The sequence below is a fragment of the Acinetobacter sp. V115_6 genome (assembly GCF_031799025.1).
Lineage (GTDB): Bacteria > Pseudomonadota > Gammaproteobacteria > Pseudomonadales > Moraxellaceae > Acinetobacter > Acinetobacter pittii.
The window spans coordinates 164,609-188,705 of the sequence record NZ_JAVQNO010000021.1 but is presented as its reverse complement, the minus strand read 5'-3'; the positions used below and the strand labels follow the sequence as shown (position 1 = coordinate 188,705).

The following is a 24,097-nucleotide window of genomic DNA, read 5'->3' as shown; positions in this document are numbered from 1 at the left end:
CTACAATTGGTTTAATTCTCTTAAACTTTGTAAAGGTGGCAAATTACAGAGATAGCCTAGTCGATAACGACCAATCAGCGCACAAACCAGCATCATGCCAATTGGTAAAATCAGCCATATTTCAATATGCCACTGTATTGCCATATTCATTTTATAGCTTGCGATCGCACTAATCACTTCTGCAAAACAGCAGGCAACTATGCCTGCTAGCAGACCTAAGAAACCAATCTCAAAACTGAGCATTTGCTTCATTTTATTTTTAGATAAACCAAATGAGCGCAGTAAAGCAACCTCACGGCGTCGCTCGTCCATTAACAGGTTTAAACATGCAATCAGTACCAATATTCCAGAAAAACCGACTAACGCTGCCAGTACAGTTACTATTTTGACCAAAACATTCATTAAGCGTTTTACTTCATCTAAAATCCGGTCAACATCAATAAATACTGTATTTGAGAACTGCTGAATAATAGTGATCATTTTAGGTTGATCTTGCTTAGGCACATAGAAACTACCTAAATAACTTCCAGCATTTTCGTCTAAGGTTTTAGGTGAAAAAATAAAGAAAAAGTTAGGGCTAAAACTTTCCCACTCGACACTCCGGAAATTCACAACTTTGGCTTGTAGTGTACCTTCAGGCAGGCTAAAGGTAAGCTTGTCTCCAATTTGGATTCCCAAACTTTCGGCAGTTTTACTTTCGACTGAAACTTGTCCTATGCCATTAAACTGGGCTTGACCATTTGTAATGACATTGTCATTTGGTAGTAAATCTGATTGAGTCAAATTCAGTTCACGGCGTAAAGAATTATTTTGCTTTATAGCCTCTTCTGAAAAAGGTACATCATTTTTAGCTAGTAATCGGCCACGAATATTGGGGTATAACGGGGTGCTTTGCCAACCATGTTGCTTTAACTGTTGCTCAAAGGCTTTTAAATCAAATGGAGGCAATCCATAAACAAATTGATTCGGTGTTCCTTCCGGAAGTTGTTGTTGCCAACGCTCTAATAAATCTGTTCTTAATACGCTGAGTACTGTAATGAGGCTTAATCCTAAAGCCAATGCAGTAATTTGTAAGGCGCTTTGCGATGGCGAACGAATATAAAAAGACAAACGATTTTTCAGCTTTTTTAAACTGCGAAGCAATAGCCAAACAACAGTGTAAAGCAAAATACAAAGAACAATAATTGCTGCTAAAACCAGAATGCTGAGCATTAAGTTTTCACTCAACACCAAACTAAAAACAACTAGGCTAGTGATTCCTGCAAAAAACATGAAGAATAAAGATTTGCGAGATTTGGCTTGCTCCCGAATAACACGAATTGGAGGTGTATTTAAAAGCTCCCAAATGCTTGGCAAAATAAAACCAAGCAGCACAATCACGCTGGTAAAAATCGCAATTGGTAAAGGCCCGATTAAAAGAGGTACAACCGAAAAACTTAACTCTAATTGAGGGATCAATTGCAGCATAAGTTGCAGCAGACCAAACCCCATGATTAAACCTAATAGGCTTCCTAGCACAATTGAAATCGCACTGACAATACAAAGCAATCCAATATATGCCCACAAGATTTGGAACTTACTGGCGCCTAAGCATCTAATAAGTGCAATGTGATCTTGGTTTTGTTGAACATATCTTTGACTCGTTAAAGCGATGGCAATACCACACAATAAAATCGTTAAAATATTGGCCAATTGCAAAAAGGTATCTAAATTTTCAAGCGGACGTAATAACCTACTGTTCGATTCACTTGCATCACGTAAACGCAAGCCAGCCGTTTCATCTACATCTTTAGAAGGTTGATGCTGTTGCTTAAATTGCTTTGAAAATGACTGAACCTGTTCAGAGCTACCTGCCATTAATAAACGATAGTCAATTCTGCTCCCTATCTGAATCGCATGAGTCTTAGCAATATCGGCTTGATGAATAATAACGGTTGGCGAAAAGCCCGAAAAACCGAGTTCCTGATTTGAATCACGCACAATCACGCCACTAAAACGGAAGGTACCATCAGCAATAGAAACAGTATCTCCTAGCCTTACTTTAAGTAAATCGGCTGCTCTTTGACTTAGCCAAACTTCACCAGATTGAATCGCTTTATCACTTGGTTCAATTTCCAACTGTCCTCTGAGTGGAAATAAAGGCTCAATTGCCTTTACATTCACCATGACAAACTGATCTTGGGTATGAGCCATCGAGCTAAATATAGTGACATTAGTTTGCTTTAAACTAAGCTGCTCAGCTTTCTTTTTCCACTGCTGTTCGATAGGCTCGTTATTCGACAGAACCAAATCCGCACCCAGCATTTGTGAAGCTTGCAGACTGACTGCATTTTTAACTTGGTCGTTACTAAATTTCAGGGCAGTTGTTGCACTGATCGCAAGCGATAGAGCAATAATGAGTAGATATAATCCACCCGTACGAAAACTTTGTAGCAAAAGTGGTTTGAGAAGATTACGCATAGTTTAACCACCCTGTACTGTCTTTAGTCGGCCATCATCTAACTCAACATGACGCTGACAAAGGGATGCTAAATTACGATCATGGGTGACTAAAATCAGAGTCGTACCTAACTCTCGGTTTAAATCAAAGAGCAAGCTTTCAATTTCTTGTGCTGTCTGACCATCTAGGTTTCCAGTCGGTTCATCCGCAAAAATAATTTGTGGTTCTGCAATAAGAGCGCGTGCAATGGCTACACGCTGCTGCTCGCCACCAGATAAGACTTTAGGCGTTTGTTCAACTTGACGACTCAGCCCTACTCGATGCAACCAATCTAAAGCTTTTTTCTCCGCTGTTTTATAATCAAAGTCTTTACGTAATCGTAAAGGTAACATCACATTTTCAAGCGCACTCAACTGAGGCAGAAGTTGAAAAGACTGAAATACAAAACCAATATGCTGCATTCTGATTTGGGCACGTTGTTCCTCTGTTAACTGATGAACAGCTTGACCACACAACCAGACTTCTCCTTCAGACGGTTGATCTAAAGTCGCCAAAATTCCTAGTAAGGTTGATTTACCTGAGCCGGAACGTCCCGTAATTGCTACCTGTTCCCCTTCAAAAATCTCTAAATCAATATCTTTTAAAATCGTAAACTGATTTTGGTTAATCTGAATAGTTTGTGTAACTTGATGGGCAGCAATGATGGGTTGTGGCATGATGTGAAAAGTCCTATGTATTCAGAATCAGGGTCGAAGTACAAATGTATAAATCTTTTTTGATTGGTTCTAAAAGCATCATGCTCATCTCATTAAGTATGCTGCCCATGCTTGTATCGGCGAAAACTATTTTAATTTTAGGAGATAGTATTAGTGCCGGTTACGGAATTGATCCCAAACAAGGTTGGGTACAATTACTGCAAAAACGTTTAGACCAACAGTATCCCAAACAACACAAAGTGGTCAATGCAAGTGTTAGTGGAGAAACGACTAGCGGTGCTTTAGCTCGATTACCTAAGTTATTACAGACCTATAAGCCGAATGTGGTCGTGATTGAATTAGGCGGGAATGATGGCTTGCGTGGTCAACCGCCTCAAATGATTCAAAAAAATCTGGATCAGCTCATTCAATTAAGCCAGAAACAAAAAGCCAAAGTTATTCTTTTTGGCATGAAGATTCCGCCAAATTATGGGGCTGCGTATAGCAAAGCTTTTGAAAATAATTATAAAGTTGTAAGTCAAAAATATCAGGTGAAACTACTACCGTTTTTTCTAGATGGTGTTGCTGGTCAAAAACAGCTTATGCAAAATGATTTGATTCATCCCAATGCTCAAGCGCAGTCAAAACTACTTAATTTAGCTTACCCATATATAAAAGGTGCCCTATAGGCACCTTTTATCTTTAAGCATTCTTTTTAATATAATCAGAAATCAAAAAAAGTAACTTCACCTGTTTCGAGTGAATATTCTGCACCAACAACAATTAATTCACCTTTTGCAATCAGGCTCTCTAACACCGCTGAACCATGGCGTAATTGATTTACAGAAGCAAAAACGTTTGAACGTACCGCATGACATGATAATTTTTTCAAATCATTTTTTAAGTCAGTCTGCATTAAAATTTCAACTGATGGACGAACGCGGTTCACAATCGACATTAGGTTAGATGATGGCGGGTGATCAGGATTCATTAACGTATCAATTGTTGCTTGAATCGCACCACAATGGCTGTGTCCTAATACAACTACAACTGGGCAGTCATAACGCTCTGCTGCGAACTCAACACTACCGACTTGCGAAGGTGCAACCACATTACCAGCTACACGGATTACGAATAAGTCACCAAGACCTTGGTCAAATACCATCTCTGCTGGAACACGAGAATCTGAGCAGCCAAGTACAATTGCAAACGGATTTTGATCCTTTGCCATTTCAGCGCGTTCTTGATGAGATAAGGTTTTTGCAAGGGAAGTATTTCCATTTACAAATCGTTGATTACCGGCTTTCAGACGATCTAAAACTTCTTGCGCAGTAGGCATTTTATATTTCCATTGTTTTTTCAAGGTTGGAAATCATTTTAATGTGTCAAAATTTGAATGTCACTGACAAAAAATAAATCCTTTTCTATGAAAAAATTTAAAAATACTTAACCTGCTTTAATGTAGAGCTCACTGCATATTCGCTACTGTTTAGTGAAAAAATAGACATACTTTGGTTCTCGGATTGACTATAATTTTCTTCATTCTAAACATTTGGCAAATGACTCATTGGCAAAGTTTTTCAATAATTTTTCAAACTCGCTTAAGCTTCAAGGATGAAATCTATGACAAGGCTGTCCACATCAATTATGGCCTCTATGAAAAAAACTGCTACCGCCCTGACTTTGGCTTGTAGCGTATTGTCAGTGATGAGTATTTCTCAAACACAGGCAGCAGATAATATTGATGTGACATTCCAGAATGTATTACAGCAAGAACGTAGCTGGGCAGGCCTACAAAGCAAAAGTTTAAAAGTCGGTGATGTGACTTGGTCATATAGCGAAGGCGGCTCTACAACAAAACCGACTTTACTCCTTATTCATGGTTTAGCGGGTAGCCGTGATAACTGGAACCGAGTGGCTCGTTATCTCACCACAAATTATCATGTCATTATTCCTGATTTACCTGGTAGTGGTGAAACTATCGTTTCCCAAGACTTCGATTATTCGGTACCAAATCTTGCTGAAAAATTACGTCGCTTTGTTGAGGCTGCAAATTTAAAAGGTCCAATTCATATTGCTGGGCACTCACTCGGCGGATCTATTGCCCTACTCTATGCTGGACAGTATCCATTTGAAACCAAAAGTTTATTTTTAGTAGATAGCGGCGGTATTTTTCGCTCAGCCAATACAATTTATTTAAAAGATCCTGCTTACCTCAAACAACTGTTAGTGTCTAAAAAAGGTGACTTTAATTATTTATTAAAACAAACCATGTTTAATCCTCCATTTATTCCTAAAGAGTTTCTTCAAGCTCAAGAAAAGTTGATGATTGAGCAGGCACCTCAAACACAAAAACTGGTTGATCAATTGATTGCACTTAATAAAGTCTATACACCAGATTCATTTGCGGTACTTACCAAAACGATTGATGCACCGACGCTCATTCTATGGGGCAAACAAGATAAGATTATTAATGTCGAAGTAGCAAGTGAACTAAAACGACTTTTAAAGAATGCTCAGCCTCCAGTTATTTTAGAAAATGTAGGTCATATGCCAATATTGGAAGCTGAACAGTTGGTTATGCAACAATATCTACCGTTTTTACTTAAAGTAGAAACAAATCAGTCGTCAAAAACGACCACACCTTAATAAAACTTCGGACTTGTGAGACCTTATGTCTACCCAACCACTTATTGAAAAACTTATTGAAGCTCATCTAGATTTTTTAGATGAGCAATTTGCTCAGGCTCAGGTGATCCAGCAAGAGTTTGAGCAATTTTATCATTGGTTGGGGAGTCGGCAATTACAACATCTGTGGACTTTTGAACAAATTCAACAGCTCATTCAAAAGCAGATTTTAGATACGCCTGCTTCTGATTTCCTGATTGAACAAATTGCTGAGCATATTCGCTTTGCATTGATTCATCCTGCAAATGAAACCGCAACTGTTGAAGATGTTATTCCTGTTTTAACGATTGACCGAATTGCACAATACGTTGCAAGTAAAGAAGAGCACCGTAAAAAACTGATTAAAACAATTGTAAATAACCCTGCTTTTTCGGCCCTGCTCACGCAACTGATTCAGCAAACAATGCATGATTATTTAGATGAATCAATGTCAAAGCGTGTACCAGGTGTAGGTCGTTTTATGAAAATGGGGAAATCTGTTTTAGAAACAGTAACCGATTCAAATCTGGACGATACGATTAATCATTATTTGCAAAAGAATATTTTAAAACTCAGCCAAATGAGTGAGCGTGTTTTAAACCAACATTTTGACAATGATAAGCTCTACCATTTTCAGGCAAATGTTTGGCATAAAGTTAAAACTATGCCACTTTCTGTTTTAAAAAATTATGTAGAAACTCAAGACTTATCAAAAACGGTTGGTTTAGGGCATGAAATCTGGGACCACATTTGTCAAACTGATTATCTAAAACAACAAGTACATGATGGTATCTATACTTGGTATGTACGTAATCAAGAGCGTAGTTTTGATTTATTGCTCCGTGACCTCAATATTGATGAAAGCTTAGTGCAACATGAACTGACCAAGCTACTTGTGCCTGTATTACAGCAATTAATTACAACAGGACATTTAAGACGTCGTGCCCGTGTTTACCTAGAAAAATTTTATTATTCTGAAAAAACATTAAATATTTTAAATAACAAAGGCGCTTAGAGCGCCTTTGTTATTTAACCACTTAGAATTTATAAATGATTCCTAAATTATAACGACGCCCATCTAAAACATAACTATAAGTTGCTACGTCAATATCTTTATCAAATAAGTTGTAAATACCAGCCGCAACTTGGATTTTGTCAGTTGGTTTATAGTTCATACCAACATCAACTAGTCCATAAGCAGGCTTCCCTTCAGCCATTGACGTACGACTTAAATATTCAGAAGTTTTGCTACGAAAATTCAAACGGCTCCACATATTTACCAAGTCATTAACTTGCCAATCTAAAGTGGTATTAAACATATGTTCCGGCATCTCATTTAAAGGCTGACCCTTAAATTGACCACTTTTTTGCTCTGTATCTGTATAGGTATAATTGGCATTTAGCTTTAAGTCAGGTGAAATGAGCCAACCAAACGTCGCTTCAACTCCTCTCATATTAGCTTTATCCACATTTGTGCGTTGACTGACAAAATCAAATTTTGTACCTAACCAATCGCAATTATAAGTACCTGCATCTCCGGAACATGTTCTAACTTCTGTAATTTTATCTTTAAATTCACTATTAAAGATCGTTAAGCCAGCATTCAAGTTATCTAAATTGTCCCAAGAAAATGACAACTCATAGTTGGTACTTTTTTCTGGTTTTAAATTTGGATTACCAACAATTACTCCTGCCGAACGTCCTCCACCCGTAGCTTGCCCCCATTCTGCTACAGTCGCTCTTAATGCAGGTGTTTTATAGCCTGTTGATACACCGCCTTTAATAATCCAGTTATCATTCAAGATCCATACCCCGTATAGCTTAGGACTGAAATGATCTCCAAATTTTTCGTCCTGATCCATCCGTAATGACATTGTTAAAGTGAAAGGATCAATAATATTCCATGCATCTTCTGCAAATAATGCCCAGCTATAACGATCTAAATTAGAAACAGGTTGTGAGCCACCCACTTTTAATTGGTTACCTAAATCATCTAATTCTTCTTTTAGATAACTTCCGCCCACGCTAAGCGCATGATTTGCGAGTGTGATCTGGTTAAGCGTGTTAAATGTCGTATTTACAGCTTCCATATTTCTAGACGGGTTCTTATTTTCTTCGCGTTGAATATAAGAATGAGTCTTTACAGGACCAATGTCCCCACGGTGCGTTAAACTATATTCTGTACGGTAATAGTCTGTTAATGAATCTACTGGTGGGTTGCGACCAGTTTGAATAGGTGAAACTGTTTTACCTATTGTGGCATTACGATTTTGGATAGAACGCTGGTATTCAAGCTCGATGGTATATTGATCATTAGGAGTTAAGCTTAAAGTAGCCCCTCCCGCCCGAATTTTTTGTTTGTTATAACCACCAATAATTTCATCTTCATCTCTTTGTGAAAATGTGCCACTGGCTTTTAAACCAAGTAAATTCTTAATTAAAGGTCCCGACACATAAGTATTGGCTTGGTAAAGATTTCCAGATTTATTATTTTCTTGAATTGTTGTATCTAACTTAACAGAACTGTTCCAAACATCTGCAACTTTTTTAGTAATGATATTAATCACACCACCCATCGCATCCGAACCATATAGACCCGACATTGGACCACGAATAACCTCAATACGTTCGATACTTTCGATTCCCGGTAACCAACCTTGCTCAATACCTGAATTATCACTATTTGGTCGCACAGAACGTGTATTTACTTTTTTACCATCAACCATAATAACGGTATATGCACTTCCCATCCCACGAATACTGATATCAGATGAGCTTCCACCACCTGTAACAACTACACCAGGAACATCTTTAAGTGCATCAGTTACATCACGATATGCTTTTTTATTAATTTCTTCTTGAGTTAAAATCGAAATCGAAGCTGCTGCTTTTTTTATATTTTGTTCAAAACCACTTGCTGTCACGACAATTTTTTCAAGTTGAGTAACTTCGCTTTCTTTTTCATTTTTTATGGAAGAATCAACTAAAATATTTTCACTTTCAGCGGCATAAGCCGCAGGAAACATTACTGTAAGTACCGAAATTGATAATACAGATTGGAAAATACTTTTCGTCATACCCTACTCCAAGATATTAAATTATGAATAAATATTAAGTTTTACTTAAACAAAAGTAACAAATTTAAATAAAAAAATAAATAATATTGATAATTATTTTCAATTGCAAGACCATAAAAAAGCCTCATTGCGAGGCTTTTTTATGTCACTTTTCAAATAATTTAATTATTTGAAATAAGCACCTTCTGCTTGCGTATGGTCAGTTTGGTCAACCACACGTTGAAGCTCAGGAATCTGCTCTCTTAAAGTAGTTTCAACGCCCTGTTTCAAGGTAACGTCAATTGCAGAACAGCCTTGGCAACCACCACCGAATTTCAATACAGCAGTTAAACCATGTTCTGGATCATCTTGTACTTCTACCAAGCTACAATTTCCGCCATGCCCTGCAAGACCTGGGTTAATTTCTGCTTGAAGAATGTAAGTAATACGTTCTTCAATTGATGCATCTGGACCAACACGTGGAACCTTAGAATTTGGTGCACGGAAAGTGAGCTGACCACCAAAACGGTCCTTGTTGTAATCGATTACAGCATCTAAAAGATATGGAATAGATGGTGCATCAATATACGCAGGAAAATCAGGATAGTCCTGTTTATAATCTGTTGGGATCACTTCTTCTGGCGCACTATATGCCATACAACATTCGGCACGTGGCGTACCTGGATGCTCAACAAAAATTCGAACGCCAATTCCCGGAGTATTTTGCTTCGTTAATAAATCGTGCAAATACTCTTGTGCAGATGGTGTAATCAAAAGGTTTGGAATTTCTTCTGCAACAGCAGTGTTGGTGTTCTCAGTCGACATAACAATATTCCTCAAGCTGATGCCTTTATATTAACCGAAGATGAGGTGGATTTAAAAAAAATCAACTAAATTTGTCGGATTTATACACAACAGGGTTTCAACTTAAGTTTTTAATGGCATTATTGAGCCAGTATTGATCATTTTTTAAATATTTCTTATGTTGCATTTGCCATTTAACCATACAGTTACTCTTATTATTATTACGGTCATTATCTCTTTAATTGCTTTTAGCAACCAAAACGTGATGAACCGGCTGATTTTTTGGCCGCCTGCAATGCAACGTGGACAGATTGATCGCTTCATTACCCATGGCTTTATCCATGCCGATGGAACACACCTACTTTTCAACATGATTACCCTGTTCTTCTTTGGCAGTATTATTGAAAGTTTTTATCGCCAATATTTCTACGACATGGGTTTTGTGTTGTTCTATTTAGGTGGCTTAATCTTCGCGATTTTACCAAGCTATTTACAACATAAAAATGATGCGAATTGGGCCAGCCTAGGCGCCTCAGGTGCTGTTTCAGCAGTGTTATTTGCTTATATCCTATTCCAACCGTGGAAGCTAATTTTCGTATTTTTCATTCCTGTACCCGCTATTATTTTTGCAATTTTATATGTGGCCTACAGTATTTGGGCTGGTAAGCGTGGTAATACCCATATTAACCATAGTGCTCATTTATGGGGTGCAGCTTACGGAATCATCGTAACAATTTTACTTGAACCAAAAGTTATTCCGCATTTCTTAGACCAACTAACTCGCCTTCCTTTCTAAACAAAATAAATTAAAGAAAGGCTCCTTGTGGGCTTTTCTTTTTTTCTCATTAATTTATCACTATAAATTCTCAGTCTTTTTTCTGATTATCTTTGATCATTTCTTTGTTTTGATTGCAAAAACCATCTGATTAAACTCGTGCCAATTCTTTTAATAATTCAGATGATACAATGACGTACAAAGCAATTTTATCTAGCCTTTCCATTGCTTTATTTAGCTTATCTTTAGCTGGATGTAATGACAACGATAATCAAGAAAATGTAGCAACCACACCTAAGCAACCGAATATCTTATTTATTATGGCTGATGACTTAGGCTATTCAGATTTAGGGGCTTTTGGTGGTGAAATTCACACCCCTAATATTGATAGTTTGGCTCAAGAAGGCCGCCTTTTAACGGATTATCATACTGCCCCGACCTGCTCTCCAACACGCTCTCAGCTCATTTCTGGTACTGATCATCATTTAGCTGGTATTGGGGCAATGGCTGAACTCACACCGGAACATTTAAAAGGACAACCAGGCTACGAGGGATATTTAAATGAACGTTCTCTATCTATCGCTCAAGTACTTAAAGATAATGGTTACCGCACGTACATCAGCGGTAAATGGCATTTAGGGTTAACCCCTGAAACCAATGCACATGCAAAAGGTTTTGATCATTCATTTACTTTATTACAAGGTTTAGATCACCACTTTAAGCAAGCGCCAAGTGCGTTTAAACGAAATTCAACTTATACAGAAGATGGCCAAATTATTCCTGTTTCAGCTTTGCCTGATGACTTTTTCTCGACAAATTATTTTACCGATAAATTACTCAGCTACTTAGAATCAGGCAAAAATAGTGGAAAACCATTCTTTGCTTATGCTGCCTATACGGCGCCTCACTGGCCAATTCAAGCACCTGCTGAATACCGTGAAAAATATCGCGGAGTTTATGATGTCGGTTACGATGCTATTCGTAACGCACGTATTGCTAAGCAAAAACAGCTTGGAATTATCCCTGCAAACTTTGAGGCAGCAGAACCAATTGCAACACAAAATGCCCCACAAAAATATGGAAAATGGGATGAGTTAACAGCCGAACAAAAGGCATTAGAAGCTCGTAAAATGGAAATCTATGCAGGCATGGTAGAAAATCTTGATGCCAATGTCGGCCGCATTATTCAATATCTCAAACAAAATAATCTTTATGACAATACTTTAATTTTCTTTGTTTCAGACAATGGTGCAGAAGGTTTTGTACGTGGCGGATATGGCAGTGAATCTGGTTTTGATAACTCAGTAGCAAATGTGGGTACACCTACTTCATATCACTATATTGGGCCACGTTGGGCCGAGGTCAGTGCGGCGCCTTTCCACTTATGGAAAGATACGGCGGGCGAAGGCGCAACAACTGCCCCTGCTATTGTGAAATTACCAAATCAGAAAAAAGCAGAAGCAACCAATCATAGCTTTGCATCTGTACTCGATGTTTTCCCTACCTTACTAGAATATGCTCATATTCCAGTACCTCAAGGCCAATATAATGGCCGAGCCATTAATACACCATCTGGGATTTCATGGAAACCTTTGCTTGAAAACAAAACCGATACTATTCGTCCTGCAAATTTTAGCTTTGCCGATGAGTTACATGGCAGCAAATATGCAAAACAAGGTGAATGGAAAATCGCACTTCAAGGACGACCTGAATTAGGCACAGGGACTTGGGAGCTATACAACATTAAATTAGATCGCGGTGAAAGACAAAACGTTGCTCAGCTTTATCCTGCAAAAGTTCAAGAACTTTTATCGGTCTATCAAAAATATACTGAAAAAAATGGTGTGCAGGAATATAACGCCAAATGAAATTGAAGCCATTTTTAGTTACCGCAATCAGCCTGTCTATTATGACGGGCTGTAGCCAATCTTCAAAAGTTTCTGAATCCAGGTCTTCGACGCAACAGCAAACCTCTTTAGCTGATTTAGGGTCTATTGAAAAATGTCAAAACTATAGTGGTCTGCCTCAGGGTTGGCTCAAACAGCCTACAGCAGGAATGATTTTAATTGCCGATGGAAATTTTAACTTTGGTTCTGAAAAGGCCTATCCCGATGAACTTAATTTTGGGAAAAAGCAGCGCGAAGTCAAAGGATTTTGGATTGACCAAACTGAAGTTACGGTCGCTCAGTTTGCAAGTTTTGTAAAAGCAACTGGCTATATTACCGATGCCGAAAAACAAAAACAGGCTGCTGTTTTCTCACCAGACCCTCATCACCCACAGCAATGGTGGCAGCTAAAATCAGGGTATACATGGAAAACGCCAAACGGCGGTACTGGAGCTATAGCAAATCCTAATGAGCCTGTAAGGTATGTAAGTAAAAATGATGCTGAACATTATGCAGTGTGGCTAGGACGTGATTTACCAACAGAACTAGAATGGGAATATGCAGCTAAAGCCAATTCAAAAACTGATACCCCTTTACATCAGGCCCCTACTGATGAATATCAACATCCGCAAGCCAATTACTGGCAAGGCGAATTCCCTTTTCAAAACCTAAATCAAGATCACTTTAAAGGTGTTGCACCCGTTGGATGTTTTGCGGCAAATAAATTCAAACTATTTGATATGATTGGAAATGTATGGGAATGGACATCTTCTCCTTATCAAGGTGCTCATGACCAGCATATGGGAAATTATTCTGATTTACGTCAACAAGAAATCACCAGCACTCAATATGTAATTAAAGGTGGATCTTTTCTTTGTGCACAAAATTATTGTTCACGTTATCGTAGCAGTAGCCGTTATCCACAAGATTTTGATTTAGCTGCAACACATGTTGGATTTCGGACTATTTTACGGTCTCCTTAATTTCTACTTAATTCGACTGATTAAAGATATTTTTTAACCAAAATCAGGTCGAAAAATAATCAAAATGTTTTTATAGTACAAGTGAGAATGATAAAAAAGTGAGAACAAGATGAAAACTTTACTTCTTTGTGCCGCAGCAATTTTCACAATGTCACTATCAGCCTGTGCGGTCCATACACCTGAAGGTAGTATTGTGATTGACCCTGATTCACCATATTACGGACATCCAGGAGGCTTTTGCCCACCAGGACAAGCTAAAAAAGGACGTTGTTAGAAATACCCTCTTTTAAAGTAATTTTGAAGTTACTCTAAAGAAATAGGCTTCAATCAAGTGATGAATTGAATACTAAATGGAGGGTTCCAGCCCAAAAATAGATGGGATGAAACTAGAAAATTATGGTGTAAAAAAATCACCATATCCCCAAGATTTTTAAAAGACAATCTTACGTTGTCTTCTATCTAGTTTCACCCCAATTCTTTCTTATTCCGTTTGACTTTTCTTACCGCTTAAGAAAAAAGTCTAGTTTTTAATCATTTCTGTATCTCTATTATTGATACATTTTGAACATTTTACCTTCAGGTTAATACTGATGTATTTGCTTAATACAAAATAAACATTTATGTAACGTAAGTCTATAAAAATGTTCTAAAAATGTGAAAAAAATTAAGGCCAAAATGAGATGAATTTATCATAATAACTTTCTCTTTCACGTTTCATCACATAAATAATCAATATTATTTTGTCAGTTATTGCCACTCGTTTCCTTTCATTGGCATAGATAATGTATACACATGTATATTAACCCAGTCGTATAAACGAGATATTTTATGTCCAGCACAAGTCAAGTCGAAGGTCTACAATTTCCGGTACACGCCTCAACAAAAAAACAAAGTACATCTCTTACAGGCCAAGAGATTTTGTCAGAGGCCTTATCTATTGTAGATAATAAAACCGCACAACAAGTGTTGAATGAAAAAAACTGGCGAAAAAACTATCCTTTATATTTTAAAGCTCTTGTTAAACAAGGAATTTCTAATATCAACAACCCAATTACTATTGCGAAGCAAGGGTTGCATAAAGCTCACCATATTTTTGATTATTATCGTGATGGTAAACACTACCTTTTAAAAGATGCCGTTCATATCGCTTCATCTACTCCTCTTTATACAGTAAAACTTAAAGGTGAAAGTGAGGCAGCACCAGAGTGGTATGTTCCTTATAAAGGACAAAAGCTCAGTGGACAAAGCTTATTAGACCAGATTCAACGCTGGGAAGAGGCTGGTATTATTGAGCCAAGTCATGCAAAGGCACTTCGTGAAGCTATTGCTCATCCTGAATGGTTCGATTTATCTGACCGTACGATGGTGCTGTTTGGTGCAGCCTCAGAAGCAGGACCACTGCCTTGGTTAGCCAAATGGAAAGCAAATATTGTTGCTGTAGATTTACCAAACTCACGAGTCTGGGGCAAAATCTTAAATACGGTTCAACAAGGGAATGCAACACTCATTGCACCATGTGTTGAAGCCGTTGATTCGTCAGCAAAAGCTTCTGAGTTAAAAGATAAGCTGGGTGCAAATTTACTGACTCAATTACCAGAAATAGCACAGTGGCTGGTGCAGTTTCCACAAAAGTTAGATTTGGCAGCAATCGCCTATTTAGATGGTGAAAAGCATGTCCGCGTTTCCATGGCAATGGATAGTATTATGCAATTTGTGAGCGAGCATAAGCCTGATACAAGCCTTATGTTTATGTGTACTCCAACCGATGTTTATGCAGTACCAAAAGAAGTTGCAGAGGCTGCTCAAGAGAAATTTAAATCCCGCAGAAAAATGCAAAAATTGGCAGTAAAAGGCGTTTCTGCTCTTTCGCTCAATCGTTTTTTTCAAGCGCCATATCAAGACTTGGTTACATGTGAAAATGGAAAAACTTATGGTATTGCCGACTGCTTAGTGGTTGAACAAGGTCCAAACTATGCTTTGGCAAAGCGTATTCAACAATGGCGTGCTATTTTGGCCCGCCATCAAGGACAACGTGTCAGCATTAATATTGCACCATCGACAACGACTCATTCAGTGACTAAAAATCCATTATTGAAAGCAGCTTTTAATGGCGCAGAACTTTTCGATGTAGAAGCATTTAGCCCTGAAACCACCAATGCCATTATGGCGGCGCTCTGGATTCATGACTTAAGAAATGAGTCTTCTGTCGCGAATCCTGAAACTGTCTTAGACCATCCGCTTGAACTTATGATGGAAGGTGCCAACCACGGTGGCTTATGGCGTGTCGCTTATTTAGCACGAACTGCCCTGCCTTTTGCCGCAATTTATGGTTTTGCTACCGAAAAACTCCCTTTTAGAAAATCATCTAAAAAATAATGTGATTAAAGCCCAATCTTAGAATTGGGCTTTTTCTAAAGTGTCTTTATTTATCTTGAAAGTGCGATAGATATTTTTGCATTTCATCAGATGGCACCATGCCACCCCCGGTAGCCCATATTACATGATTTGCTTGCTGCAATTGCTCAGCTGTTAACTGGTGTAAAGCCAAGTAATCAGGACTCGTATGAACATAATACGGCCCCATCATGCCTGCTACCGCAGAAGGCTCAAGCTGAATATTCTCAGTTTGATTTAAAAGCGCAATAAGCTCATATAAACGTTCATCATGAATGGTGTAGTAGCCATCGATTAACTGTTGCATAGCACGCCCGACAAAACCTGAAGCACGCCCTACCGCAAGTCCGTCTGCCGCAGTAACGTTATCAATGCCAATGTCATTGACTGAAATCTGATCATGCAAACCTGTGTGGACACCAAGTAACATACATGGTGAATGTGTTGGTTCTGCAAAGATACAATGTACATGTTCACCAAAAGCCAGTTTTAGTCCAAAACTCACCCCACCAGGCCCACCACCGACGCCACATGGCAAATAAACAAATAATGGGTGTTCAGCATCGACTTTAATTTGGCTTTGCTCAAATTGCTGTTTTAAGCGTATTCCTGCAACGGCATAACCTAAAAATAATGTTGTTGAGTTTTCATCATCAATGAAAAAGCAGTGTGGATCTTGCTCTGCGGCTTTTCGTCCCTCTTCAACAGCTACGCCGTAATCACTAGCATATTCTACAACGTTAACGCCGAGTGAACGTAGTTTGTCTTTTTTCCACTGTCTAGCATCAGCCGACATATGAACAGTGACTCTAAAGCCGAGTTTGGCGCTCATAATGCCAATAGAAAGCCCAAGGTTGCCTGTAGAACCTACTGCAATTTGATACTTAGAAAAGAATGCCCTAAATGAATCTTGATCTAATTTACTATAATCATCTTCTGGTTTGAGTAACCCTGCCTGCATGGCAAGTTTTTCAGCATGTGTGAGCACTTCATAAATGCCACCACGTGCTTTGATAGAGCCTGAAATTGGTAGATGACTATCCTTTTTCAACCAGAATGTTCCGTTAAGCTGTACTTGTTTTGCAGAAGAAAGTGCTTGTTGCATATGAGCAATTTCAACAATATCTGATTCAATTTTTCCATGTTGTGCTTGAGTTTCAGGAAATACTTTTGCCAAATAAGGTGCGAAACGCGCTAGTCTTGCTTCTGCTTCACTTACGTCCTTAGCGGTTAGCCCAACTTTTTCTAAAGCTTCTTTTAAAGGATAGCGATGAGGTGTAAACCAAAATACTTCTTGATAGGCTTGAAGTGTTTCAATAAGTGGAAATTGTTGTTTTAGCTGATCTATTTGAACCGCATTCATAATATATCCTGATATAAAATTTTAAGCCCAGCCTATAAAGCTGTTTAATGACCTATAACAACTTATTAATTTATAGATGAATGTACATGAAAAATAGTCTCAACTTTAAAAACTAAACAAATAAAAAAGCCACTGTGAACAGTGGCTTTAATTTTTTAAATGCTTTTATACAAACTGTAAGAATAACCAGTACAAACCACCTGACAAGCAGATTGTTGCAGGAAGAGTAAATACCCATGCAGAGAGAATTGTCTTCACAGTATTAAAGTTTAAACCTGATTTATTCGCGACCATCGTACCCGCAACAGCACTGTTTAAAACATGCGTTGTTGAAACCGGCATACCTAAACCATCAGCAGCTGCAATTGTACTCATTGCAACAAGTTCAGCAGACATCCCTTGACCATAAGTCATGTGATGCTTACCAATACGCTCACCTACAGTCACAACAATACGTTTCCAACCAACCATTGTGCCTAGGCCAAGTGCTAAAGCAACAGCTACTTTTACCCAAGTCGGAATGTATTGTAAGAATGAATCTAAGCTACTACGATATTCTTTCACAAGTTTTTCTTGTGATTGATCCATTTTTGGTAAAGCATCCGCTTTATCCAAACGCTTAAACGTCGTGGTGCTTAAATACATATCATTACGAATTTCACTAATTGCAGCTTCAGGAATATCTTTTAAGTTGTTATAGCTAGAAACTCGCTCACCCAAGTGATCAGTCATACTTGCCAATGCAGGCACGACTTCTGGAGTTTGCTGTTTAGTTTGAATATATTTAGTCAGAATAACACGTGCTTTTTCATCAGTTAATTCTGGCTGATTTTGCTTCAACAATACGGCAGTTTGAGAAGAAAGCTGATGGAATGATTGAACTTGTTGTGTATCAAGATTTTTATTTAATGAATAAGCCAATGGCACCAGACCAACCAAAATCAGCATGATGAGTCCCATACCCTTTTGACCGTCATTAGAACCATGTGCAAAACTTACACCTGTACAGGTAAAGATCAAAATTGCACGGATGATTGCTGGTGGTGGTTTATTCCCTTCAGGTGGTTGGAATAATTCTACTTGGCGTTTAAAAATAGTTTTAACCAACAAGAATACAATCGCTGCAAAAGCGAAACCAATTAAAGGTGAAAATAATAATGCCTTACCGACTTTAATCACCTGATCCATATCAACACCACTGGTCGTTACGCCAGTCGATGCACTCAATAGATGGTTCATAATGCCCACACCCAAGATTGAACCAATCAAAGTATGAGAGCTAGACGCAGGAATTCCTAAGAACCATGTACCAAGATTCCAAAGAATTGCAGCGAGCAACAATGCAAAAACCATTGCGAAACCTGCACCGCTACCCATATTCATGATCAGTTCAACAGGCAGCAATGCAATAATGCCGTAAGCGACTGCGCCGCTTGCAACCATTACCCCAAGGAAATTACAAAAACCAGCCCACATGACTGCAACTGGTGCTGGTAAAGCATTGGTGTAAATCACTGTTGCCACTGCATTTGCAGTATCGTGGAAGCCATTTACAAACTCAAAGCCTAAAGCAATCAAGAGTGCAGTTGATAAAAGAATAACTGAATAAAGACTCAAAGGTGGTACATGCGCTAAATCCGCACTCACCTGAAATCCAATATAAATAAGTGTTGCAACAATAATCGTCAGAAACACCGGCATAAAAAATTTAGGTGTCGGGACATGTACATTCGTCGATTTGACTTGCAGGTTTGCCGCAAGTTTTGAATCCGAAACAGGGGGTAGATTAGAATTCATGCAGACGGTAAGAGGATAAAAAAATCCTCTGTATTCTTAAATTAAATTATGACAATTATATGACAAAGCGGCGCCTGATGAAGTCAATTTTTCACATTTTGACCTCATTTGATGCACCTTTCCTCTATGGTTTTTATTTTTTTATTTAAATACAATAATTTACATAAATTCCCACTCATCTATTTTATGACTATTTTTGAAGCAAAAATATCTAAAAAATTACTTAAACGACTACTTTTTAAACATCATAACTGTCATAAAATCGAATATTGGAGATGAAATATTTCAATATCATGATCATTTTATGAATATTTGATGAAAAAACAGTCTTCATTTGTCATAAAAGCCGTTTTTTAATGAATCTATTACAGTGAATGATGGGTCGTTATAGGTCATCAATTGCGCAACTATTCTGTTACAATAGCGCCGCATTTTTAAATTCATATAAAAGATCGGGGTTTTCTATGTCTACGCTTGCCACCCTAAAAGCGCTTCTTGCTAAACGCATTCTGATTATTGATGGTGCAATGGGAACTATGATCCAGCGCCATAAATTGGAAGAAGCTGACTACCGTGGTGAGCGTTTTGCCGATTGGGCACATGACTTAAAAGGTAACAATGACCTTCTAGTTCTGACACAACCTCAAATCATTCAAGGTATTCATGAAGCTTATCTTGATGCTGGTGCAGACATTATTGAAACCAACAGCTTTAACGGCACACGTGTTTCTATGTCGGATTACCACATGGAAGATCTTGTTCCAGAGATTAACCGTGAAGCAGCACGTTTGGCCAAAGCAGCGTGTGAGAAGTATTCGACTCCAGATAAACCGCGTTTTGTTGCAGGCGTGCTTGGGCCAACATCACGTACTTGTTCAATTTCACCTAATGTAAATGACCCTGCCTTTCGTAACATTACCTTTGATGAGCTAAAAGAAAACTATATTGAAGCGACTCATGCGTTGATTGACGGCGGTGCAGATATCATTTTGATTGAAACCGTATTTGACACATTAAACTGTAAAGCTGCGATTTTTGCGGTAAAAGAAGTCTTTAAACAGATTGGTCGCGAATTACCAATTATGATTTCAGGGACCATTACCGATGCATCGGGTCGTACCTTAACAGGTCAAACTGCAGAAGCATTCTGGAACTCTGTACGTCATGGTGACTTGCTATCGATTGGTTTTAACTGTGCGCTTGGTGCAGATGCCATGCGTCCTCACGTAAAAACCATTTCCGATGTCGCAGATACTTTTGTTTCAGCGCACCCAAATGCGGGCTTACCAAACGCTTTTGGTGAATATGATGAAACGCCAGAGCAAACTGCAGCATTCTTAAAAGAATTTGCAGAAAGCGGTTTAATTAATATTACTGGTGGTTGCTGTGGTACAACACCTGATCATATCCGTGCGATTGCCAATGCTGTAAAAGACATTGCCCCTCGTCAAGTTCCTGAAACTGTACCTGCATGCCGTTTGAGTGGTTTAGAACCATTTAATATTTATGATGACTCATTGTTCGTTAACGTGGGTGAACGTACTAACGTTACAGGTTCGAAAAAATTCTTACGCTTAATCCGTGAAGAAAACTTTGCTGAAGCTTTAGAAGTTGCACAGCAACAAGTGGAAGCTGGCGCACAGATTATCGACATTAACATGGATGAAGGGATGCTCGATTCGCAAAATGCGATGGTGCATTTCTTAAACCTTGTGGCTTCTGAGCCAGATATTTCACGTGTGCCAATCATGATTGACTCATCAAAATGGGAAATCATTGAAGCTGGCTTAAAATGCGTACAAGGTAAACCCGTTGTTAACTCGATTTCTTTAAAAGAAGGTTATGACGAGTTTGTAGAAAAAGCTCGCCTGTGCCGTCAATATGGCGCTGCGATTATTGTCATGGCATTTGACGAAACAGGTCAGGCCGACACTGCTGCACGTAAGCGTGAAATCTGTAAACGCTCATATGACATTTTGGTTAACGATGTAGGCTTCCCTGCTGAAGATATTATTTTTGACCCGAACGTGTTTGCAGTAGCAACTGGTATTGAAGAACACAATAACTATGGCGTCGACTTTATTGAGGCCACAGGTTGGATTAAACAGAACTTACCACACGCCATGATTTCTGGTGGTGTATCGAACGTTTCGTTCTCATTCCGCGGTAATGAGCCTGTGCGTGAAGCCATTCACTCTGTGTTCTTGTACCATGCGATCAAGCAAGGCATGACCATGGGTATTGTGAATGCTGGCCAAATGGCAATTTATGATGATATTCCAGCCGAGCTAAAACAAGCAGTTGAAGATGTCATCTTAAACCAAAACCAAGGTGAGTCTGGTCAGGCTGCGACTGAAAAACTACTTGAAGTGGCTGAAAAATACCGTGGACAAGGCGGTGCTACCAAAGAAGCCGAGAACCTTGAATGGCGTAATGAATCTGTAGAAAAACGTCTTGAATACGCTTTAGTTAAAGGTATTACCACTTACATTGATGAAGATACCGAAGAAGCTCGCCTCAAAGCCAAACGTCCTTTAGATGTAATCGAAGGCGCTTTGATGGACGGGATGAACGTGGTTGGTGACTTGTTCGGGTCAGGCAAAATGTTCTTACCACAAGTTGTAAAATCTGCCCGAGTCATGAAACAAGCAGTGGCTTGGCTCAACCCGTACATTGAAGCTGAAAAAACAGGTAGCCAATCTAAAGGTAAAGTCCTGATGGCAACTGTTAAAGGTGACGTACACGATATTGGTAAGAATATTGTAGGCGTGGTACTTGGCTGTAATGGTTACGACATTGTTGACCTTGGCGTGATGGTCCCTTGCGAGAAAATCCTGCAAACTGCAATTGATGAAAAATGTGACATCATCGGCTTGTCAGGTCTGATTACCCCATCTTTAGATGAGATGGTCTTTGTTGCGAAAGAAATGCAACGCAAAGGCTTTAACATTCCTTTATTGATTGGTGGCGCGACTACTTCTAAAGCACACACAGCAGTAAAAATTGATCCTCAGTACCAAAACGATGCTGTGATTTATGTGGCTGATGCTTCACGTGCTGTGGGTGTTGCAACGACCCTGCTTTCTAAAGAAATGCGTGGAAACTTTATTGCAGAGCACCGTGCTGAATATGCCAAGATTCGTGAGCGCTTAGCTAACAAACAGCCAAAAGCTGCAAAATTGACCTATGCTGAGTCAGTTGAAAATGGTTTTAAAATTGATGAAAACTATGTTCCAGCAAAGCCAAACCTAATTGGTACACAAGTTTTAACCAACTACCCACTGGCAACATTGGTTGAATATTTTGACTGGACACCATTCTTCATTTCTTGGAGCTTGGCGGGTAAATTCCCTAAAATTTTACAAGATGAAGTGGTCGGTGAAGCAGCAACAGATTTGTACAACCAAGCTCAAGCAATGTTGAAAGATATTATCGACAACAATCGTTTTGATGCACGTGCCGTATTTGGTATGTTCCCTGCTCAGCGTACTGGTGCAGACACAGTCAGCGTGTTTGATAAAAATGGTCAGAATGTTACGCACACCTTTGAACACTTACGTCAGCAATCAGACAAAGTGACCGGTAAAGCGAACTTGTCCTTGGCAGATTACATTCGTACTGACCGTGAACAACAAGACTACTTAGGCGGATTCACTGTATCGATTTTTGGTGCAGAAGAACTGGCAAATGAATACAAAGCTAAAGGTGATGACTACTCTGCAATCTTAGTTCAGTCATTGGCAGACCGTTTTGCTGAAGCTTTTGCCGAACACTTACATGAACGCATTCGTAAAGAGTTTTGGGGTTATAAAGCTGACGAACAGCTCAGCAATGAAGAACTGATTAAAGAGAAATATGTCGGTATTCGCCCTGCCCCAGGCTACCCTGCTTGCCCTGAGCACTCTGAAAAAGCAGTGTTGTTTGACTGGTTGGGTTCTACCGATAAAATCGGTACTAAACTCACTGAGCATTTCGCAATGATGCCACCATCTTCAGTAAGTGGTTTTTATTATTCTCATCCACAAAGTGAATACTTTAACGTGGGCAAGATCTCTCAAGACCAACTTGAAGATTATGCAAAACGTAAAGGTTGGACACTTGATGAAGCGAAGCGTTGGTTAGCTCCGAATTTAGATGATTCGATTGCTTAAGTTCATATAAATAAACCTGATTAAAAAATAGGGCGTGAAGGAAATCCATCACGCCCTTTTCAATTTGAAAATTTAATCTTTTTACTTCAAATGTGCCTTAATCTTCTCTTTAACTGCTTCAGTTGAAATACCATAGCGATCATGCAAAGTGGGCAATGCCCCTGCATCTAAAAATGCATCTGGCAAACCAATCATGTCAAAACGAGGATGTTGCCCATTTCTTAGAAGTAGTGAGCCAACTGCTTCGCCTAACCCACCAATCACTGAATGATTTTCGGCAGTTAAAACAGGTCGGCCACCTTTAGCGACTTCATCCAAAATAGTTTGTTCATCTAAAGGCTTAATGGTCGGTGCATGTAGCACTGAAACCTCAATGCCCTCTTTTTCAAGCTCTTCGGCTGCCTCAACCGCACGCATGGTCAATAGACCAGTGGAAATAATGAGTAAGTCTTTACCGGGTTTAATCACCTGTGCCTTACCCAATTTAAACTGATAATTATATTTATCGAGTACTAACGGAACTTGACCACGCAATAAACGCATATATACCGGACCATTATGCGCGGCAATCTGAGGTATCGCCTGTTCTATTTCCAAGGCATCACATGGATCGATGACCATCAAGTTCGGCATAGCACGGAAAATTGCAATATCATCCGTTGCCTGATGACTTGGGCCATAACCCGTGGTTAACCCCGGAAGTGCTGCTACAATTTTGACATTCAGGTTATCTTCCGCAATGGCCATACAAATAAAGTCATAGGCACGGCGTGATGCAAACACGGCATAGGTCGTCGCAAAAGGAACAAATCCTTCACGAGCAAGTCCTGCTGCTGCGCTCATCAAAAGTTGTTCTGCCATGCCCATTTGGAAAAACTTATCTGGGTTTTCTTTGGCAAAAATATGTAGGTCAGTATATTTTGATAAATCTGCTGACAAACCTACGATATCGTCACGCTCTTTTGCCAAGGCATTCAGTGCATGTCCAAATGGTGCTGGTTTGGTCGGTTGGCCCTCGGCAGCAATAGAAGCAATCATTGCCGAAGTGGTTAGTTTTTTCTTAGGGGGATTGGCTAACTGGCTCAT

General features: G+C 39.0%; 17 protein-coding genes. 9 read left to right on the top strand and 8 right to left on the bottom strand.

The window, feature by feature from the left end:
- Window positions 1-2,460 carry an FtsX-like permease family protein gene (locus RMA94_RS09265; RefSeq protein ID WP_311082651.1) on the bottom strand — a complete coding sequence of 820 codons (2,460 nt, stop codon included), beginning with the start codon at window positions 2,458-2,460 and terminating at the stop codon, window positions 1-3.
- Window positions 2,461-2,463: 3 nt separating this feature from the next.
- Complete coding sequence (locus RMA94_RS09260; protein ID WP_005070633.1) at window positions 2,464-3,156, bottom strand: ABC transporter ATP-binding protein; 693 nt, start codon at window positions 3,154-3,156, stop codon at window positions 2,464-2,466.
- Between the two features lie 44 nt (window positions 3,157-3,200).
- Between RMA94_RS09260 and RMA94_RS09255 the strand changes: the two genes are divergently transcribed.
- Window positions 3,201-3,824: an arylesterase gene (locus RMA94_RS09255; protein WP_005075467.1), complete on the top strand. Its 624-nt coding sequence runs from the start codon at window positions 3,201-3,203 to the stop codon at window positions 3,822-3,824.
- Window positions 3,825-3,859: 35 nt separating this feature from the next.
- Here the strand turns inward: RMA94_RS09255 and RMA94_RS09250 are convergent, their stop codons facing one another.
- Window positions 3,860-4,474: a carbonic anhydrase gene (locus tag RMA94_RS09250; protein WP_002117769.1), complete on the bottom strand. Its 615-nt coding sequence runs from the start codon at window positions 4,472-4,474 to the stop codon at window positions 3,860-3,862.
- 284 nt (window positions 4,475-4,758) lie between these two features.
- Here RMA94_RS09250 and RMA94_RS09245 point away from each other — a divergent pair, with 284 nt between their 5' ends.
- Both RMA94_RS09245 and RMA94_RS09240 read left to right on the top strand, forming a co-directional pair.
- Complete coding sequence (locus RMA94_RS09245; protein ID WP_311082646.1) at window positions 4,759-5,784, top strand: alpha/beta hydrolase; 1,026 nt, start codon at window positions 4,759-4,761, stop codon at window positions 5,782-5,784.
- A 25-nt stretch (window positions 5,785-5,809) separates the two neighbouring features.
- Complete coding sequence (locus RMA94_RS09240) at window positions 5,810-6,817, top strand: hypothetical protein (RefSeq protein WP_311082644.1); 1,008 nt, start codon at window positions 5,810-5,812, stop codon at window positions 6,815-6,817.
- A 22-nt stretch (window positions 6,818-6,839) separates the two neighbouring features.
- On the opposite strand, the gene RMA94_RS09235 is transcribed toward RMA94_RS09240, so the two are convergent.
- Entirely contained in the window at window positions 6,840-8,879 is a 2,040-nt protein-coding gene (locus tag RMA94_RS09235; protein ID WP_311082642.1) for a ligand-gated channel protein, read from the bottom strand.
- 165 nt (window positions 8,880-9,044) lie between these two features.
- Window positions 9,045-9,683: a Fe-S biogenesis protein NfuA gene (gene nfuA, locus RMA94_RS09230; protein ID WP_151987195.1), complete on the bottom strand. Its 639-nt coding sequence runs from the start codon at window positions 9,681-9,683 to the stop codon at window positions 9,045-9,047.
- 157 nt (window positions 9,684-9,840) lie between these two features.
- On the opposite strand from nfuA, the gene RMA94_RS09225 reads away from it, so the two are divergent.
- From RMA94_RS09225 to RMA94_RS09205, 5 genes are all read left to right on the top strand, one after another.
- The gene (locus tag RMA94_RS09225; RefSeq protein WP_004793994.1) at window positions 9,841-10,458 is read left to right on the top strand and encodes a rhomboid family intramembrane serine protease; all 618 of its coding nucleotides are present in this window, start codon (window positions 9,841-9,843) and stop codon (window positions 10,456-10,458) included.
- A gap of 170 nt (window positions 10,459-10,628) precedes the next feature.
- A complete protein-coding gene (locus RMA94_RS09220) occupies window positions 10,629-12,305 on the top strand; it encodes an arylsulfatase (RefSeq protein WP_311082639.1) in 1,677 nt (558 codons plus the stop codon).
- Window positions 12,302-13,306 (top strand): formylglycine-generating enzyme family protein, encoded by a 1,005-nt coding sequence (locus RMA94_RS09215; protein WP_311082637.1) that lies wholly within the window; start codon window positions 12,302-12,304, stop codon window positions 13,304-13,306. The genes RMA94_RS09220 and RMA94_RS09215 overlap by 4 nt, the downstream gene beginning before the upstream one ends.
- A 109-nt stretch (window positions 13,307-13,415) precedes the next feature.
- Window positions 13,416-13,580: a hypothetical protein gene (locus RMA94_RS09210; protein ID WP_000854552.1), complete on the top strand. Its 165-nt coding sequence runs from the start codon at window positions 13,416-13,418 to the stop codon at window positions 13,578-13,580.
- A gap of 554 nt (window positions 13,581-14,134) precedes the next feature.
- Entirely contained in the window at window positions 14,135-15,682 is a 1,548-nt protein-coding gene (locus RMA94_RS09205) for a hypothetical protein (protein ID WP_311082634.1), read from the top strand.
- Window positions 15,683-15,728: 46 nt separating this feature from the next.
- Here RMA94_RS09205 and RMA94_RS09200 read toward each other — a convergent pair whose 3' ends face one another.
- Window positions 15,729-17,063 (bottom strand): D-serine ammonia-lyase, encoded by a 1,335-nt coding sequence (locus RMA94_RS09200; RefSeq protein WP_311082633.1) that lies wholly within the window; start codon window positions 17,061-17,063, stop codon window positions 15,729-15,731.
- A 165-nt stretch (window positions 17,064-17,228) separates the two neighbouring features.
- A complete protein-coding gene (locus tag RMA94_RS09195; protein ID WP_161281807.1) occupies window positions 17,229-18,860 on the bottom strand; it encodes an inorganic phosphate transporter in 1,632 nt (543 codons plus the stop codon).
- 464 nt (window positions 18,861-19,324) lie between these two features.
- Between RMA94_RS09195 and metH the strand changes: the two genes are divergently transcribed.
- On the top strand, window positions 19,325-23,011 hold the full coding sequence (metH, locus tag RMA94_RS09190; RefSeq protein WP_311082631.1) for a methionine synthase: 3,687 nt from the start codon (window positions 19,325-19,327) through the stop codon (window positions 23,009-23,011).
- An 81-nt stretch (window positions 23,012-23,092) separates the two neighbouring features.
- Here metH and RMA94_RS09185 read toward each other — a convergent pair whose 3' ends face one another.
- The gene (locus RMA94_RS09185; RefSeq protein WP_311082629.1) at window positions 23,093-24,097 is read right to left on the bottom strand and encodes a transketolase family protein; all 1,005 of its coding nucleotides are present in this window, start codon (window positions 24,095-24,097) and stop codon (window positions 23,093-23,095) included.

Bases quoted from the DNA above. Each gene is read 5' to 3' on its own strand.
- RMA94_RS09265 (WP_311082651.1), bottom strand. From the start codon at position 2,460: ATGCGTAATCTTCTCAAACCACTTTTGCTACAAAGTTTTCGTACGGGT.
- RMA94_RS09260 (WP_005070633.1), bottom strand. From the start codon at position 3,156: ATGCCACAACCCATCATTGCTGCCCATCAAGTTACACAAACTATTCAG.
- RMA94_RS09255 (WP_005075467.1), top strand. From the start codon at position 3,201: ATGTATAAATCTTTTTTGATTGGTTCTAAAAGCATCATGCTCATCTCA.
- RMA94_RS09250 (WP_002117769.1), bottom strand. From the start codon at position 4,474: ATGCCTACTGCGCAAGAAGTTTTAGATCGTCTGAAAGCCGGTAATCAA.
- RMA94_RS09245 (WP_311082646.1), top strand. From the start codon at position 4,759: ATGACAAGGCTGTCCACATCAATTATGGCCTCTATGAAAAAAACTGCT.
- RMA94_RS09240 (WP_311082644.1), top strand. From the start codon at position 5,810: ATGTCTACCCAACCACTTATTGAAAAACTTATTGAAGCTCATCTAGAT.
- RMA94_RS09235 (WP_311082642.1), bottom strand. From the start codon at position 8,879: ATGACGAAAAGTATTTTCCAATCTGTATTATCAATTTCGGTACTTACA.
- nfuA (WP_151987195.1), bottom strand. From the start codon at position 9,683: ATGTCGACTGAGAACACCAACACTGCTGTTGCAGAAGAAATTCCAAAC.
- RMA94_RS09225 (WP_004793994.1), top strand. From the start codon at position 9,841: ATGTTGCATTTGCCATTTAACCATACAGTTACTCTTATTATTATTACG.
- RMA94_RS09220 (WP_311082639.1), top strand. From the start codon at position 10,629: ATGACGTACAAAGCAATTTTATCTAGCCTTTCCATTGCTTTATTTAGC.
- RMA94_RS09215 (WP_311082637.1), top strand. From the start codon at position 12,302: ATGAAATTGAAGCCATTTTTAGTTACCGCAATCAGCCTGTCTATTATG.
- RMA94_RS09210 (WP_000854552.1), top strand. From the start codon at position 13,416: ATGAAAACTTTACTTCTTTGTGCCGCAGCAATTTTCACAATGTCACTA.
- RMA94_RS09205 (WP_311082634.1), top strand. From the start codon at position 14,135: ATGTCCAGCACAAGTCAAGTCGAAGGTCTACAATTTCCGGTACACGCC.
- RMA94_RS09200 (WP_311082633.1), bottom strand. From the start codon at position 17,063: ATGAATGCGGTTCAAATAGATCAGCTAAAACAACAATTTCCACTTATT.
- RMA94_RS09195 (WP_161281807.1), bottom strand. From the start codon at position 18,860: ATGAATTCTAATCTACCCCCTGTTTCGGATTCAAAACTTGCGGCAAAC.
- metH (WP_311082631.1), top strand. From the start codon at position 19,325: ATGTCTACGCTTGCCACCCTAAAAGCGCTTCTTGCTAAACGCATTCTG.
- RMA94_RS09185 (WP_311082629.1), bottom strand. From the start codon at position 24,097: ATGAGCCAGTTAGCCAATCCCCCTAAGAAAAAACTAACCACTTCGGCA.